Origin of the sequence: Peribacillus sp. NPDC006672 (assembly GCF_050274955.1) — a bacterium.
Lineage (GTDB): Bacteria > Bacillota > Bacilli > Bacillales > DSM-1321 > Peribacillus.
Window position 1 is genome coordinate 1 of record NZ_JBNNOR010000019.1, and the last position, 16214, is coordinate 16214.

Genomic DNA, 16214 nt, shown 5'->3' on the forward strand with positions numbered 1-16214 from the left:
CTGTGATATAAATTGAAACGCCGTATACGCGAACCGTACGTACGGTGTTGTGAGAGGGGCGAAAATAATACATTTATTTTCCCTCTACTCGATTGCAACAAACGGGGCAGGCTAGTTCAACAAAATTCTGTTTTAACTCAAAAACTACGATTATAAATGTAGCTTGATTCAGGCTTATATCTGGAGATTCCAAATATTAGTGTGTTACAGTAAAAATAAGGAATTTATAGCTATCATAACGAGGTGGGACGAGAAATGATAAAAGGTCTTTACGAGGCACATTTACCTGTAAGTAATCTTGAAAACTCAATAAAATTTTATAAAAAGTTAGATTTAGAAATTGCATATCAAAGTGATAAAGTAGCTTTCTTCTGGATTGAGAAAGGTAAAAGTTGGCTCGGTCTATGGGAAACAAACCAGGTAGAAATTCCGTACCATCCTTCAATACGACATGTAGCTTTACAAATAGATATAGAGGACATGATGACTTCAGCAAAAGATTGGTTAAATAGTAAAGGAATCGAAATTCGTACAACCTTTGACTTAACTGAAGAACAACAACCTTTAGTTCTCGATAATAATCCACAAGCTCACGCAGCTATTTATTTTAATGACCCAGACGGAAATTCTCTTGAATTGATTGCTCCTTTAAGATTGGACTTTGAGGAATCCTTTGGAGAGATGTCATTAGAGGATTGGTATAGACGAAATGCCGCTCACAACTAATTCTGCTCTGTTTCTAATGGATTCTTGAGTTTAACAAGGCGGTTGCTGTGGCAATCCTTTTCCATATGGAAAAACGGGTGCTTTATTTCATTATCAGGAGCTGATCAGCAGCTTCTTTTCCTTATGCAATTATAAGGGCTGGTTAGTTCAACAAATGTGACTTTTTCGATAAAAAGTTAAGGAATTATAAAATCGATTTTTTTGATATGATTGGTTATCTTTGGGGAGGTAATTTAATGGAATACAGAGGTGCATCAGCTTACAATGATGATAAATTTTTCGAGAATTATATCACCAGAAGAAATCGTGAAGAAAGTCCAAACAATATTATTGAAAAGCCTATATTGCTAGAACTTATTGGTGATGTAGTAGGAAGAAGGGTGTTAGATTTAGGGTGTGGTGAGGCTAAACTTGGTGTTGAACTTCTACAAAAAGGATGTATCTCGTATGACGGTGTAGAAGGTTCAGTAAATATGGTTAGGGAAGCTACTAAAAACCTAAATGGGACAGAGGGTAATGTGCATCTTTCTTCAATGGAGACGTGGAATTTTCAATCAGAAAATTATGATTTAGTTGTCTCACGTTTAGCTCTACATTATTTAGCAGAATTAAAGGATATATTTCAAGAAGTTCATGGTTCCCTTGCAAGTAATGGGAAATTTATATTTAGTGTTCAGCATCCTGTATTAACTTCATCAATAAAAAGTGCAGCAGCTTCTTCTTCAAAAGCAGATTGGATCGTGGATGATTATTTTAATAGTGGCGAACGAATAGAACCCTGGATTGATAAAAGGGTTGTTAAATATCATCGAACTTTTGAAGAATATTATCAACTTTTAAAGCTAGCTGGATTCAATATTGAAGATATTAGAGAAGGCACTCCAAGAGTTGAGGAATTTAGCAGTGAAAGTGAATATAAACGTCGAATGAGAATTCCACTATTCTTGATTTTTTCTTGTAAAAAATAAGATTTCTTCAATAAGGGAGGTTGCTCGGAACTCTTTTCATTAAGAACTCGGGGCAAGTTAGAAGAAGGAAAGTACAAAAGTTTGAGGAATAGTTAAAACAAAAGGGGAACCAGTGTATGAATAATGAATTTGAGAAGGTAATAAATTTACTGAAAAAAAATGATAAAGAAACTTATCCGACATTTGCTTACTCTGTATTAAATAATTTTATTCCTGGACAGGTTTATATGGATGAATTAAAGAAAACAGTTTTAGTTGGTACTGATTCAGGTCTTTTTGTTGTCGGTGGAGACGAAATGAACAATGATCTTGACAGCATATTTTTAGAGATTTATAGAAGTAGAAAAAATGATAAAAAGCGATTCACTTTGTTTTCTCCATCAAAAGAGTGGGATCAAGTTATAAATAAATTGTTTGAAAAAGAGTTAAGACAAATGCACAGATATTCTTTTCATTTTAATAAGGATACATATGCAGCAATAAAAAAGGAAAAAGTCCCTAAAGATTTTATAGTAAAGAGAATAGATGAAAAAATAATTACTGAAAGTCTGGAATTTAATGAATCTTATTATAATGAATATTGGGGTTCAGTATCAAATTTTCTAGAGAATGGTTTTGGTTATTGTTTGTTACATAATGATAGCGTTGTAAGTGAGTGTACATCAATATTTAGTTCATCACAATTTGCTGAAATTGATATTGCAACTCAAAATAAGTATAGAGGAATGGGCTTGGCTCAAAATGTTGCAGAAATATTCATTGGACATTGTATTGAAAGAAATTTGAAACCCAATTGGGACTGTGATGTTAACAATTTTGCGTCGATAAAGCTGGCTGAAAGATTAGGATTCGAAAATCCAATGGAATATTCGGTATTCGTTAGAAGCTAAAAGTTTTTATTTATTTCGCTAACGGGTGTTTTACTCCAATAATAGAAGTTGATGAGGCAACCTTTTTGTTATGAACTAAAGGGGTAGCATTCCTGTAATTAATGAAAATTAGTATTGAGCACATCTCTCTTTTTTAAACAAAACCAGCTAAGTTTGTGATTAATACACTTAAACTCCCACCTTAACAAAATAGACCCAGTAAAAACGCTTTTTAAAAAAAGGCTGAGCCTTATGAGTGATCTGATTGAGTTTGGTAAATCGTTAAACAAAAACCTCCAAGTATAGTAAATTAAGTAGAGGCTAGCGCAACGACCAAAAAAGGATCAATCTCCCCTGAGTCCTACCCATATAGGGCGCAACAGTCGGTGGTCCACAATGGTCGTCGGAGTCAAACTAACGAATGGGCTCAAAGGCACCATAGTTCAACGACCTTCTTCTCCAGCCATTACAACATTATCACATAGAGATCAATTTTCATTCTCTGTGGTGAAGCGCTGATTTTTGCGCTTCCTGAATGGCTAAAGGGGTAGGATAATTGAAGAAGGTCTTTATTGTTCAGATAAAGAATAGTATTAGGTAAAGGTTGATTAAAAAAATTAATATTAGGAGGATAAAATGGTTGATAATAGTTATGAGAAACAACAACTGAAAAAAGTCAGAACTTATATTTACATCACGATAGCATTACTTTTTTCAATGATATTTATATTTGTTAGCATTTTATTTTTGTTTTTTCCTATGATAGGCATTTTAGACATTGTGTATTTTTCACCAAAACTCGCAATTTTTTCATTCTTAATTTCTATTGTATTTTCTGTTTTAGCCATTAAAAATCTCTTTGGTAAGATATTGTTAGTATTTAACATTTTTCTAATGCTATTTATGATTTTTTATGGACCATAAATAGATACAAGAAGACTATCTTTGGAGTTAGTATAGCTTCATGGACAAATTCAAGAAGGTTATAAAGCAGACCTTGTATTTATTAAAAAAGAAGATTTTCTTTTACCATCACTCGAAACAGAGCATTATTCTACATTGCTGCATAATTTATTACTTTACTTAAAAGAAGATTCTATCAAACATGTAATGATTGATGGTAAGTGGATTATGAAAGAACGACAAATTCAAACAGTTGATCAACAAAAAGTCGAGCAAAAATATAAGGAAGTTGTTAATGCATTTATTGAGTATGTGTACCAAAAAGAGAATACTATGAAATGAAATTTGTTATTTGTATAACACTCAGTCAGCTAAAGAGGGCTTTTATTGAATAAGTAAGTACTTTTTCTAATTCTATTAAAAGCAAAAATTCCTTACCTTTTCTCCTAAAATCGGGGTTTTTTGGTTTCCGCTAATGAGATTGTGAAGGTTTAGTTGCAGGGAATTGGGGTAATATGCCAAACTATAATTTTCTACCTGATCCATATCATCATAGGAAAAGGTTAGCTTATTTCGGAGGGTTTTCAAGTCAGTAGCGATCTATATGTATTACATACAGCTATTTAGATTATAACATTATCATTTTGTTATGTTAGGAAGTGGATACAGTCCACTTCCGTCTGATCCTCCATTAACCATCGGTTACCACTGGAACTCTTAGTCGCGTCATTAAAACGATTAACCAAACATTTGCATGAAAATCGTACGGAGTGCCGAACAAAACTTTAAGTATCCCAAGCGGTATGACAATGCGCACTTCCTATTTAGCTGCACATATCCAATTTTTCACTCCGATCATTAAGGACTTTAAATGCAATCAGAGTACAGAAGCAACCAAGGTTTCCTTCATAAGGTTCCCCAGCATGTACTTCTCACAGGACTGCATCTTTCGTAATGATCATACTATCGGCTTTGCTTTCATTGGCCATTTTTTATTTAATTCAGTTATAAAAGTTTTAACATTCTTTTTATCTTCCATAATCGGTGAATAAACGTATGAAAGAGTTCTATTAAAGGATTCATTTTTTAACTGAATGATAGAAAGGATTTTATTTTGTACATCCCTTTCAATGACACTTTGGGAAAGGAGAGCCAGCCCTTCGCCGTTTTTTATAAGTGTTTCTTTAATTCCTTGATTGCTGCTTATCGTCAGTATCGATTTAATTTTCAAACCATTAGTGCGTATGACGTGGTTAAGGTACTCACGTGTACCAGATCCAACTTCCCTGGTTACCCATGCTTGGTCATGTAGATCAGTAATCACCACTTCGTCTTTATAAGAAAGTTCATGATCATTTGAAGAAACAACGAATAGCTCATCTTGCATAAAGGGGTGTACGGAAAGCTCTTTTTCATTAGTTTGACCTTCGATTAAACCAATATCCACTTTGTATAGCCGAACGGCTTGAACGATTTCTTCGGTGTTTCCAATTACAACTTGAAGTTCAAGCTCAGGATAGTCCTTTTGAAGGTCAATGAGTAACGAAGGGAGGATATATTCTCCGATTGTAAAACTTGCCCCAATCTTTAATTCGCCTTTAATGGACTTATCATGTTCCTGAATGTCCTCTCGGGTCTGTTCATAGATTGTGATCATTTGTTTAGCCCGATCGTAAAGAATTTCTCCTGTTAAGGTGACTTTTAGGAACTTAGGAGAGCGGAGAAATAATTTGGTTTGGAACTCTTCTTCTAATTTTTTAATGTGCAAACTAACACTTGGTTGCGACATAAGAAGGATTTCTGCTGTTTTTGTAAAATTCTTGACTTCTACAAGGGTCACAAATGTTTTTAAAGCATCATAGTACATAAGAATCCCGCCTTATTATTAATATTCTTAATAGTTGCAATAAATTATATATATTTTACTAATGATGTACCTTCCAGTAAAGTTAATGAGAAACTTATTTTAGGAAGAGTTTAGGCTGGGGAAGGCTATCGTCCTTTATAACCTTATTTTTTATTTGTATCGTGGTTTGAAGAAGTGTTCCATTCCTGTATGAACTGTAATTCTAATTTTTTTTCAGTTAAAACCGACTTGGTCTATAGGAGTAAGCGAGTTAATTAAATGAATGGAAATAAATATTAAGCCCACTCGTTGTATATAAGAGTCAACTAAGATAAGTTTATATCCTTTTGAGAGGTGGAAATCGTGCAACTTCAGGAAATGAACAGTCCCTTTAATCATGAACAGGCAGAGCTTCTTAACAGTCTTCTGCCTAGTTTGACAGAAACACAAAAAATTTGGTTGAGCGGTTATCTGACCGGATCTTTATCCGTTTCGAATATTGGAACAGCCGGTGCCCCGGTAATGAAGGACCTAGGCAGCGGGAAGACATTTTCAAAAGATATTACCATTCTTTATGGTTCACAGACTGGCAATGCTCAAGGGCTGGCGGAAAATGCGGCGAGAAAACTTGAGGGTAATGGCTTTCAGGTTGCCATTTCATCCATGAATGACTTTAAAGTCAACAATTTGAAAAAAGTCCAAAATCTCCTTATTGCCGTAAGCACGCATGGAGAAGGAGATCCGCCGGATAATACGCTTTCCTTCTATGAGTACCTCCATGGCAGAAGAGCACCAAGCCTTGAAGGTCTCCGCTTTTCAGTATTGGCGCTTGGGGACAGCTCGTATGAGTTTTTCTGTGAAACAGGAAAACAATTTGATAAACGGTTGGAGGAACTTGGCGGGACACGACTATTTCCGCGAAGGGACTGTGACCTTGATTATGATGAGCCGGCGGCAGAATGGCTGGAAGGAGTCATTTCCAGTTTAAGTGAAGCGCAAGGCAGTACTGATGCTGCAGTTCCCGTAGCGATACCTTCAGCAGGTGAAAACACTTATTCCAGGACAAATCCGTTTAAAGCGGAAGTGCTGGAAAAAATAAACTTGAACGGCCGTGGCTCTAATAAAGAGACACATCATCTCGAGTTATCACTTGAAGGCTCTGGCCTTACATTCGAACCTGGTGACAGCCTTGGTATTTATCCGAAAAATGATTCGGATTTAGTGGATATGCTTCTTTTGGAACTCAATTTGGACCCTGGAGAAACCGTGAAGATCAATAAGCAGGGAGAACTCCGTCAGCTAAGGGAATCGCTCATCTCCGATTTTGAAATTACGGTTTTAACAAAATCTCTCCTTGAGCGAGCGGCCCAGCTTTCAGGTAACGAGGATTTAAAGGAGATTTTATTACCTGGTAATGAAGAAAGACTAAAAGAATATCGTGAGGGCCGTGATTTGCTTGATTTTATCCGTGATTTTGGCTCTTGGGGCGAATCGGCGCAAGAGTTCGTATCCATACTCCGGAAAATGCCTGCACGACTATATTCAATTGCGAATAGCTTATCCGCATATCCGGATGAAGTGCATTTGACAATCGGTGCTGTCCGGTATGAAAGTCACGGTCGTCCAAGAAAAGGTGTCTGCTCCATTTTATGTGCGGACCGAATACAGACCGGGGACATGCTGCCCGTTTACATCCAGCATAACCAGAACTTCAAGCAGCCTAAGAACCCAGACACGCCTATTATCATGGTTGGACCTGGAACGGGCATTGCTCCGTTTAGATCCTTCATCCAGGATCGCGAAGAAACGGAAGCGAATGGGAAAACGTGGCTCTTTTTCGGTGATCAGCATTTCGTCACGGATTTCCTCTATCAGACTGAATGGCAAAAGTGGTTGAAAACAGGTGTACTTACGAAAATGGATGTTGCCTTTTCCCGTGATGCGGCTGAAAAAGTGTATGTTCAAAACCGGATGCTCGAGCACAGCAGGGAATTATACGAATGGCTTCAACAAGGGGCAGCGGTTTACATTTGCGGCGATGAGAAAAACATGGCACATGACGTCCATAATACGCTAATTGAGATCATTGAAAAAGAAGGTCAGATGAGCCATGCTGCTGCGCAAGCTTATCTTGACGAAATGCAACAGGCTAAACGTTATCAACGTGATGTTTACTGAAATTTGGATGAAAAGGAGATAACGACATGGTGAACCCACTATTAAAAGCACCAGAAGGCCCGCCTAGTGATGTTGAGCAAATTAAAGAAAAAAGTGATTATTTGCGAGGAACACTTGGAGAAGTGATGCAGGATCGGATCAGCGCCGGGATTCCAGATGATGACAATCGATTAATGAAACATCACGGCAGCTATTTGCAGGATGACCGGGATTTGCGCAATGAACGTCAAAAACAAAAACTTGAGCCTGCTTATCAGTTCATGTTGCGTGTCCGCATGCCAGGTGGGGTTGCTTTGCCTTCTCAATGGCTTGTTATGGATGACCTTGCTCAGAAATATGGTAACGGTACATTGAAATTGACAACAAGACAGACATTTCAAATGCATGGTATTTTAAAATGGAATATGAAAAAAACGATTCAGGAAATTCATGCGTCCATGCTGGATACAATTGCTGCATGCGGAGATGTAAACCGGAACGTAATGTGTAATTCGATTCCATTTCAATCCGAAATCCACTCGGAAGTATATGAATGGTCGAAAAAATTGAGTGATTATTTATTGCCACGTACAAGGGCGTACCATGAAATCTGGCTTGATGAAGAAAAAGTCGTCGGAACACCTGAATTGGAAGAAGTTGAACCAATGTACGGACCGCTTTATTTGCCAAGGAAGTTTAAAATAGGCATTGCGGTTCCTCCATCCAATGACATTGATGTTTACTCCCAGGACCTTGGCTTCATAGCAATTGTTGAAAGTGGAAAACTCGTTGGTTTTAATGTGGCGATCGGTGGAGGTATGGGAATGACCCACGGTGACAATGCGACATATCCCCAACTGGCCAAAATAATTGGCTTTTGTAATCCTGACCAAATACTGGATGTGGCGGAAAAAATCATTACGATCCAGCGCGATTACGGAAACCGTTCCGTCCGGAAAAATGCCCGGTTCAAATATACGGTTGACAGGCTTGGACTCGGAGTGGTAAAGACTGAGCTGGAAAACCGTCTAGGCTGGAAACTGGAGGAAGCGAAAACTTTTCATTTCGACAATAATGGTGACCGCTATGGCTGGGAAAAAGGCATTCAAGGAAAATGGCATTTTACACTATTTGTCGAGGGTGGCCGAATTGCCGATATCAATGATTACAAACTGATGACCGGTTTGCGCGAAATAGCTAAGATTCATACGGGTGATTTCCGTTTGACGGCCAATCAAAACCTGATTATTGCCAATGTATCAAGCCAGAAAAAGAAAAAGATCGTTGAATTGCTCGAAACATTCGGTTTGACGGACGGTGCACACCATTCAGCACTCCGACGTAGCTCGATGGCATGCGTGGCGCTTCCAACATGCGGTTTGGCAATGGCAGAAGCAGAACGTTATTTGCCGGTTTTGCTTGATAAAGTCGAGACCATCGTTGATGAAAACGGGCTGAGGAACGAAGAAATCACGATCCGCATGACCGGTTGCCCGAATGGCTGTGCCCGGCATGCACTTGGAGAAATTGGTTTTATAGGTAAAGCACCTGGCAAATATAATATGTATCTCGGTGCAGCATTTGATGGAAGCAGGCTAAGCAAAATGTACCGTGAAAACATCGGTGAAGAAGAGATTTTAAATGAGTTGCGTGTACTTCTTTCCCGTTATGCGAAAGAACGTCAGCAAGGAGAGCATTTTGGGGACTTTGTCATCAATGCAGGCATTGTTAAAGAAGTGGCGGATGGAACGAATTTTCATGATTAATTAAAACGAACGAGAGACAGGAATGGATTCCTGTCTCTTTTTAATGGAAATGTCAACGGAAGTTTAGATATGGGTATCCTAGCTTTGACTATTTTAGAGATTAAACAGAGTATGGTTACTTACTGACTGCATAGAAGCCTTAACAAACAGGCAATTGACTTCGATAGTATTCCCTCTTGATTATTCAGAGACCCCGGTTTGGAGGATGTCAACTTTGGTTTCTACTTTAATGTCCATCATGGGATAGATCTTTCTCCATTGTTCATAGGTCATTTTTTTATTTTTGGCGTGATATTTTCCCTTCAAGTCAATCGGGTCAATGTTTTTTTTCTGAAAATCTTTAATAAGACGGTTTGCCTGCCTGTTTAAGGAAGTTTCCATATCCTTTTCAATCCTTTTTATCATCTTTTTATTGGTTAGATTGTCACTTCGCATTGATTCTTTAATTTGTCCTTTAATTTTGAGCTTAATCGTAATGGACGGATTTCGCTCGGAGTTGGATACCTCATAGTTTGAACCGCTTCGGATACTTTCTACTACGATATCACTTTTCTGCTTGTCTTTTAATTGGAACTTGTAAATCCCCCGTTTATGAAATTGAACTAATGTCTTGAAAATGAACATATCATCCGTTCGAACTTTACTGACCATTTTATTTTCATGAAACAAGGCAACTCCTGAAACTGCAGCTTCTTTATTAATTATTTTAAATAAAGGAAGAAACGAATCTCCGCCAGCTTCCAGGGAGTTTCTTAAAAAAAGATGGAGGTTTGTTTCCGGACCATTCCCTGTTTCAATTTGTTGATTAATTAAATCCGATAAAAAGACTCCAATATTTACATTCGTATTTGGTGGTTTGGTATTTATGAAATCCTTGACCTTTCCTTCAACGATGCCCAAAATGACCCTGTTTCCCAGTTGAGGCTCACGGTAGAGATAATCGGTCAGTTCTGTCATTCCAATTTCATGTGCGATTTTCTCGCTAAATAAAAAGATGCGTGTCTGTCCAAGCATTACCGGCTTATCCGCTTTTTTGGATACGATAGCCTGAACATCACTCGTTGTCGTCGATGTTCCAGTTAAGATTTGATACATCCCCATCTTGTCCTGTTGGAAGATAGGGATAACGAACATTCCTTCGATTATTTTATCCTTTCGTATATCGTAGCCAATGGCTTGGGCCATATTGACTTCATCAACCACTTTTGGCTGGGCACAGCTGCAAAGGAGGGGAAAAGCCAAGATGACAATGAATAATTTTCTCATAAACGTTTCCTCCTTTTCTTTATATAAATGATGATTAAAAGAAGAGGCAAATATAATGCAAGGAAGAGCACGGCGTATGGATTGATTATTTTATTCAATATATATAGGGAATCTTGATCAAAAACAAATATATTTGTGAGCAGGATAATGATGGACATTGCCCATAATGGATACTTTTGCTGAACGTTGAATATGCGCTTGACACCCCTGCTGGCAGCCCACAAGCAGATGGTCATGTTTGGTATGACAAAAATGGCCCACCAAGAAATTTCTATATATTCAAATCGCTGAATAAAAGGTAATTCGACAATGCTGGTCATTGTAAGTGTCGGCCATATAGTCAGTTCCAACTGTTTTTGTGAATAAAAAATCAGTGAAACTAAATAAATGAATACGGTTAATAAGGTTGTTGTTAAGGCCCCTCCATGAGCATATTTTTGTGAAGTTTTAGCATCTTTGATGAACGGATAAAACATCAGGATCATTTCAAAACCAAGCATAGTTAAGGAAGTACTTCTGGTTCCCTTCAGTATATCCAATAGGTTGTGGTCGAATATAGGGAGCAAATTGGTGAATTCAGAGTATTTAATGGCATAGAATAGGACAAAGAAAATCCAGTAAGACAAAATGACGCTTAAAAAGGCAATTCCCGTAATTGTACGGAAGCCTCCCGTATTTATATAATAAATCAAAAGCAATAAAACCACTGTAAACGCCCAAGAAGCTACCTCTGCAAACATCCATACATGTATGACATTTATATAGCTGATAATCATATTCATTCCAAGGATCAAAAAGTAAAGAATGAATAATAGACTGAAAAAATTCCCAATCCATTTTCCGAATGCATGATTATTGGCAGAAATGATATCACCTGGGACGATACTTAATATTTTATATATGATCCAAATCAATATATGAACGATCAATCCGGCAAGTAGTATCGAAATCCAGCCATCCGTTCCCGCCGACTTTGCTAAAACTCTTTGAAAACTTAAAACGCCTACTCCCGTTTGCATGGAATGCACTAAAAAAAACACATAGAACGGTGATACCTTATAATTTTCATTAACTTCTACTTGGTTCATATAGGACCCTCATTTAAATCATTCATTAAAATCATTTTTTTTGATTTTCGCTTTTTTTGGCGTTGGCTGTCTGGACTTATCATCAGGATGTAAATTTTCAGGTCTGGATTTAAAAAGATTATAAGGAAGCCGAACAAAGCTATCTTTCCAATCTTGGATGCGAAATGGATATATGGGTTCAAGGTACGGGTGTCCCATTGATGTTAATTTGATAAGGTGGGTCATCAAAAACACGGCCGTTAGGATAATGCCAAGTCCCCCCCAAATTTGGGCCCCCACTAAAAAGGGGAATCGCAGTAACCGAATGGCATTCCCCATTTTATAAATAGGAGTAACAAATGATGCCAAAGCCGAGAGGGCAACGATGATTAATAAGATATTACTGGTCAGACCAGCTACAACTGCCGCTTGACCGATAACGATACCGCCGACGATACCTAATGTCTGACCTACCTTTGTTGGCAGCCTGGCTGCCGCTTCACGTAATAACTCAATGGAAATCTCTAAGAATAACGCTTCGATTAAAGGCTGAAAAGGAATTAAGTTCCTTGAAGTGACGATCGTTTCCAACAAATCTTTAGGAATCAGTTCATAATGATAGGTCAGCACGGCTACATAAATGGGAGTTGCAAATATGGAAAAAGCCACCGCAAATATCCTTAATAAACGGAAAGCAGATGCCGGAATCCAAGGCATATTATAATCTTCCATGGTGATAAAGTATTCCAACAATATGGTTGGAGTAATAAGTACAGAGGACGACCTATCGATTAACAAGGCTACTTTACCTTCTGCCAATGCACCTGCGATGCGATCAGGCCTTTCCGTATTTAGAAAAAGGGGAAATAAGGTATTTGAATTATCATATAGCATTTGCGCGAGATGTGACCCGTCCAATATTTCATCAAACTCTACGTCATTGATCCTTTGTATAACATTATCAACATTTTCCTGATCAACAATCCCTTCTATCGATAACACTGCCACTTTCGTTTTAGACAAGGACCCTACAGTCTTTTCATTTACTTGTAACCCTGGGATAGGCAGCCTTTTTCTGACTAGATTCAGATTAATATCAATATCCTCGACAAAAGCTTCTTGAGCACTTATGATTCCAAATTCAAGTTCAGGTTTATTAACTTGCCTGCCTCGTTGGGCCGCAACATTGATTAATAGGCATTCATCAAGATTTCCATCTAAACGAATGGCAATTTCGCCTCTCATGATCCTTTCTTCGATTACAACTTTGGTACTGGTTATAAGCGTATTTTCAATAGGAACGTTTTCTTTAATTTGCTCCAAATTTATCGTTTTCAGAGTTGGTATGACAGAAAGAACACTTTCGTGAAGTTGCTGTGCATCAATTAAAGAGCGATAAAACGATACCCAATAGCCGACGCCATTATATGTTCCTTGATGGTTTATGAAATCATTGGATGAAGAAAGGGAATTGAATAGGTCCCTTACGTCCGAAGTTTTTTTAAATTCGTCATTTTTGACATAATGTTGAATGTCTTTTTTTTTGAACTTTCTACGGTTAAACAATGTTGTCACCTCTAAACTAAAGCTTATTATCCTAGCATTTGCAAATTAATTACATATTAACCATTTTAGTTTGCCCATGGTGCTCGTTTCGGAAAGGGGATTCATTAAAAAACCCTATCAAGATTTCCTTATCAAATAAAAAAATTTAAAAAAGAGGAAACTGAAAATAAACTCATTAACCAAAGGAGTTCGCCATGAAAAGTAAACCCTTGCATACAGAATTGGATATGCAGGATGATGTTGTTTTAAAATAGGTACTCATTCCCTGCTCAGGATTATTTGTATTTGTCAATGGAACGGGATAGCGAATGGTTATGTCTTGAATCTGGAAAAGGAAAAAACCCGTACACTGGGTGAACCTTCAACAGAAAGGGTTGTCCATGGACCGAAAATCGGGTTTATCGAAAGTTTCTTCAAGAAAATATCGGCTTGAAAAGGCAATATTCAAACCACCCTAACCTTATTGTCAAACACAGGGACGTTTGAAAAGCGGGATTTTGCATGGATCTATTACGGAAAAGCAAGCGATTCTTTGCTAAAAGAAGTGAATAAACGGATAGAAGGAGTGAAAGCTACTGATCTTCAAGACACGGGAATGCTTGAAGAATTAATTGAAGATACATCGTATATATCTTTCCCACAGATCCAGAATACGGAGCGTCCGGATAAAGTATTGGCGGCACTGCAGGAGGGAAGGGTGGTCATGATGGGTGACGGCTCACCATTTGCGTTGATGGCACCGGCGACAATCACGATGTTACTGCAGTCACCGGATGATTATTATGAAAGATGGGTCGCAGGATCTTTTTTACACGGTAAGCCTTTAAGTGTTGAAGTGCTTATAAGGACAAGGAGGAAAACCACGACAAAATTGAACGGGAATCATTTGATGATTAATATTAAGGTCTGGTACACAGCAAGACTTTCGGAAGATTGGTATAGCAAGGAAAACTCATTTAATGAAACCTATTTAAAAGAGATTGAGCATATTGCCGAGGCTGAAGTTGAGAAGGATGTCGAGAGAATCGTAGACAAATTACAGCATGAATATAAAACAGGGGTGGCTGGATTATTTCAGTATGTGGAAAATCAGCATCCGGAGTTTTGGGAGAAACATAAGCAGAAATGGGATGGGATTTTCAGTAAAGCTGATATTAATTATCAGGATCATAGACTTTAGTTCAAAAGGAGGGGTGAAGTGAATTGTCAGGGGTAAAGGCGAACATTCCATAAATGAGCAGGCATCATAAGAATGAAAAACCTTACAAATGGGAAGTTTTCAGTTTGTAGGCAAAAAGGTGTCGGAATGTTCTCATTCCGACACCTTTTTGATTTTTTATTGGATGGAAAGGTTTTTTGTCAAGGCTCATTAGTTGATTGAATGCAACATGGTCAAAAAAAGTAAACGATCCCATCATTTATTAAGGCACATCGAAAGTTCTTGGAAGATTCGTCACTTCATGTGCAACCCTGATGCCGGATTGAATGGCCCCTTCAATCCAAGCAGGTACTGTTGATGTATGCTCTCCAGCGAAGTGAACCCTTCCTTCAGGAGTCGGGATGTATGGAAACAAGTCCGTTTCCTGACCAGGTTTAAACATGGAGAACGCTCCGTATGCGTACTGATTCATGGTCCAGCTATAAGAAGCTCCTGATAAAAAATGATCGTATACTTGTTTTCCATGTACCTTTTCCAAATTTTTCAATGCGTGTTGTATACGTTTTTTTTCCGGGAGGATATCCCATAAAGTGGCATCATCCCCCCATGTATAACTTGCTAAGATGATCCCAGATTCACTTGGATTTACCGTTTGGTTGGGGTAATAAGAAAATCTAATGGGTAAATCGGTCATCAATTTACCTCCGAATATTCCTTCCCTTTCCCAGAACCTATGTCTGAACTGAAGTCCGATTTTTGTTGAAGCAGGATAATGGAGTTCCCTTATTGCCTTCCACTTATTATGGGAAAAGGAATTGCGGGGTTCAATATCTATAAATGACAATAATTGAAGAGGTATTGTCACGATGGCAAGATCACCGGTAACGGTTAAGGGTCTTTCGCTTTGAGTGTGTTTAGAATGAATGGTGACTCGATTATCATGTTGAACAATCTTTGTCACTTCATATCTGAAATTTAGATTATCCTTTAATTCGGGTACAAAAGCATAAGGAAGCCGGTCGTTTCCTCCCTCGATTGAATAAAAAACTATGTTTGGATTAAGGAGTGGCAAAAACTCCCGAAGAATGGCAGTAAAAGAAAGTTCAGGGAAACCTTCTAAACCCATTAGGACTTTAATACTTTCAATCGCGCCGGTTGATAGACTCATCCCTACTGGATTGTATTGCAAAAAGAAGCCCATGGAGTATTTATCAAATTCTTTAATAACTATTTCCCAATTTCTAATTGGGTTTTGAATGATGAAATCGGTCACTGGCTTAATTGCCATGTTAAATAATTCTTCAGCTGTTTTACCTCTTTCATGAGGAGCTACTGGGTACTTCAGTATATCCGGGTTTCGTTGATAAATGGCAGCGGTCGTCTTGATTCCATTGGCATAAATGGGATCATTAGGAGTCGCGTTCACAAAAGGGATGATTCGTAAACCGTACTTCTTGATGTATTCAGCAACTAAGTAATGATAATTCGGAATGCGCATGGCACCTGCTTCAAGGTAGAAACCATCTGAAAATGGCTCCCGTATGGTCAAAATACGCCCTCCGACCCTGCCGGTAGCTTCCAATATTGTTACATCGTGTCCGGCTTCTTTTAAAAGGGATGCTGCAACTAACCCAGACATGCCGGCACCAATGATAATGATTTTTTTCGGTATTTTGGATGACCCCAGTCCATTTCTGATGAAAGCCAGCTTTTGATCGGTTGAAAGCGAATCTCTGATAAGGGACAAAGTGTTTTTCTCCTCTCGGGCTACACTTTCCTATATGGGATTTACGCTATCATATTCTTATTGGTTCACCATTTATGATGGGTCTTCAATAATTTGTCATGAAGTTTCCAAAATTACAGTCTTCAAGAAAAAATGTCTTCTTTAAATCTGATAATCTTGGAGCTTATGCCTCCT

Annotated in this window: 12 protein-coding genes and 1 pseudogene; 7 read left to right on the forward strand and 6 right to left on the reverse strand. The window is 38.0% G+C overall.

The window, feature by feature from the left end; all coding sequences use genetic code 11:
* Positions 1 to 255: 255 nt before the first annotated feature.
* The 3 genes from ACQKKK_RS22290 to ACQKKK_RS22300 all read left to right on the forward strand — a co-directional run bounded on the left by ACQKKK_RS22290 (position 256) and on the right by ACQKKK_RS22300 (position 2584).
* Positions 256 to 726 (forward strand): VOC family protein, encoded by a 471-nt coding sequence (locus tag ACQKKK_RS22290; RefSeq protein ID WP_427619183.1) that lies wholly within the window; start codon positions 256 to 258, stop codon positions 724 to 726.
* A gap of 236 nt (positions 727 to 962) precedes the next feature.
* Positions 963 to 1694, forward strand: coding sequence for a class I SAM-dependent DNA methyltransferase (locus tag ACQKKK_RS22295; protein WP_427619185.1), 732 nt, complete (start codon positions 963 to 965; stop codon positions 1692 to 1694).
* 116 nt (positions 1695 to 1810) lie between these two features.
* Positions 1811 to 2584: a GNAT family N-acetyltransferase gene (locus ACQKKK_RS22300; RefSeq protein WP_427619187.1), complete on the forward strand. Its 774-nt coding sequence runs from the start codon at positions 1811 to 1813 to the stop codon at positions 2582 to 2584.
* A gap of 668 nt (positions 2585 to 3252) precedes the next feature.
* Here the strand turns inward: ACQKKK_RS22300 and ACQKKK_RS22305 are convergent.
* Positions 3253 to 3411 (reverse strand): hypothetical protein, encoded by a 159-nt coding sequence (locus tag ACQKKK_RS22305; RefSeq protein WP_427619189.1) that lies wholly within the window; start codon positions 3409 to 3411, stop codon positions 3253 to 3255.
* 1013 nt (positions 3412 to 4424) lie between these two features.
* Positions 4425 to 5333 carry a LysR family transcriptional regulator gene (locus ACQKKK_RS22310; protein ID WP_427619191.1) on the reverse strand — a complete coding sequence of 303 codons (909 nt, stop codon included), beginning with the start codon at positions 5331 to 5333 and terminating at the stop codon, positions 4425 to 4427.
* Positions 5334 to 5675: 342 nt separating this feature from the next.
* On the opposite strand from ACQKKK_RS22310, the gene ACQKKK_RS22315 reads away from it, so the two are divergent.
* Positions 5676 to 7490: an assimilatory sulfite reductase (NADPH) flavoprotein subunit gene (locus tag ACQKKK_RS22315; protein WP_427619193.1), complete on the forward strand. Its 1815-nt coding sequence runs from the start codon at positions 5676 to 5678 to the stop codon at positions 7488 to 7490.
* A gap of 26 nt (positions 7491 to 7516) precedes the next feature.
* Complete coding sequence (gene cysI, locus ACQKKK_RS22320) at positions 7517 to 9235, forward strand: assimilatory sulfite reductase (NADPH) hemoprotein subunit (RefSeq protein ID WP_427619195.1); 1719 nt, start codon at positions 7517 to 7519, stop codon at positions 9233 to 9235.
* Positions 9236 to 9415: 180 nt separating this feature from the next.
* Here the strand turns inward: cysI and ACQKKK_RS22325 are convergent, their stop codons facing one another.
* From ACQKKK_RS22325 to ACQKKK_RS22335, 3 genes are read right to left on the reverse strand one after another with little or no spacing between them, the layout of a single operon-like run.
* The gene (locus ACQKKK_RS22325) at positions 9416 to 10501 is read right to left on the reverse strand and encodes a Ger(x)C family spore germination protein (protein ID WP_427619197.1); all 1086 of its coding nucleotides are present in this window, start codon (positions 10499 to 10501) and stop codon (positions 9416 to 9418) included.
* Positions 10498 to 11589 (reverse strand): GerAB/ArcD/ProY family transporter, encoded by a 1092-nt coding sequence (locus ACQKKK_RS22330; protein WP_427619199.1) that lies wholly within the window; start codon positions 11587 to 11589, stop codon positions 10498 to 10500. Before ACQKKK_RS22330 ends, ACQKKK_RS22325 begins: the two co-directional genes overlap by 4 nt.
* Before the next feature lie 18 nt (positions 11590 to 11607).
* Positions 11608 to 13101 (reverse strand): spore germination protein, encoded by a 1494-nt coding sequence (locus tag ACQKKK_RS22335; RefSeq protein ID WP_427619277.1) that lies wholly within the window; start codon positions 13099 to 13101, stop codon positions 11608 to 11610.
* Between the two features lie 316 nt (positions 13102 to 13417).
* Here ACQKKK_RS22335 and ACQKKK_RS22340 point away from each other — a divergent pair.
* Both ACQKKK_RS22340 and ACQKKK_RS22345 read left to right on the forward strand, forming a co-directional pair.
* A pseudogene (locus tag ACQKKK_RS22340) lies at positions 13418 to 13933 on the forward strand (spore germination protein); the annotation flags it as partial.
* A gap of 36 nt (positions 13934 to 13969) precedes the next feature.
* Complete coding sequence (locus ACQKKK_RS22345) at positions 13970 to 14314, forward strand: Ger(x)C family spore germination C-terminal domain-containing protein (RefSeq protein ID WP_427619278.1); 345 nt, start codon at positions 13970 to 13972, stop codon at positions 14312 to 14314.
* 241 nt (positions 14315 to 14555) lie between these two features.
* Here the strand turns inward: ACQKKK_RS22345 and ACQKKK_RS22350 are convergent, their stop codons facing one another.
* On the reverse strand, positions 14556 to 16040 hold the full coding sequence (locus ACQKKK_RS22350) for a flavin monoamine oxidase family protein (protein ID WP_427619201.1): 1485 nt from the start codon (positions 16038 to 16040) through the stop codon (positions 14556 to 14558).
* Positions 16041 to 16214: the final 174 nt, after the last annotated feature.

Bases quoted from the DNA above. Each gene is read 5' to 3' on its own strand.
- ACQKKK_RS22290 (WP_427619183.1), top strand. From the start codon at position 256: ATGATAAAAGGTCTTTACGAGGCACATTTACCTGTAAGTAATCTTGAA.
- ACQKKK_RS22295 (WP_427619185.1), top strand. From the start codon at position 963: ATGGAATACAGAGGTGCATCAGCTTACAATGATGATAAATTTTTCGAG.
- ACQKKK_RS22300 (WP_427619187.1), top strand. From the start codon at position 1,811: ATGAATAATGAATTTGAGAAGGTAATAAATTTACTGAAAAAAAATGAT.
- ACQKKK_RS22305 (WP_427619189.1), bottom strand. From the start codon at position 3,411: ATGGCTAAAACAGAAAATACAATAGAAATTAAGAATGAAAAAATTGCG.
- ACQKKK_RS22310 (WP_427619191.1), bottom strand. From the start codon at position 5,333: ATGTACTATGATGCTTTAAAAACATTTGTGACCCTTGTAGAAGTCAAG.
- cysI (WP_427619195.1), top strand. From the start codon at position 7,517: ATGGTGAACCCACTATTAAAAGCACCAGAAGGCCCGCCTAGTGATGTT.
- ACQKKK_RS22325 (WP_427619197.1), bottom strand. From the start codon at position 10,501: ATGAGAAAATTATTCATTGTCATCTTGGCTTTTCCCCTCCTTTGCAGC.
- ACQKKK_RS22330 (WP_427619199.1), bottom strand. From the start codon at position 11,589: ATGAACCAAGTAGAAGTTAATGAAAATTATAAGGTATCACCGTTCTAT.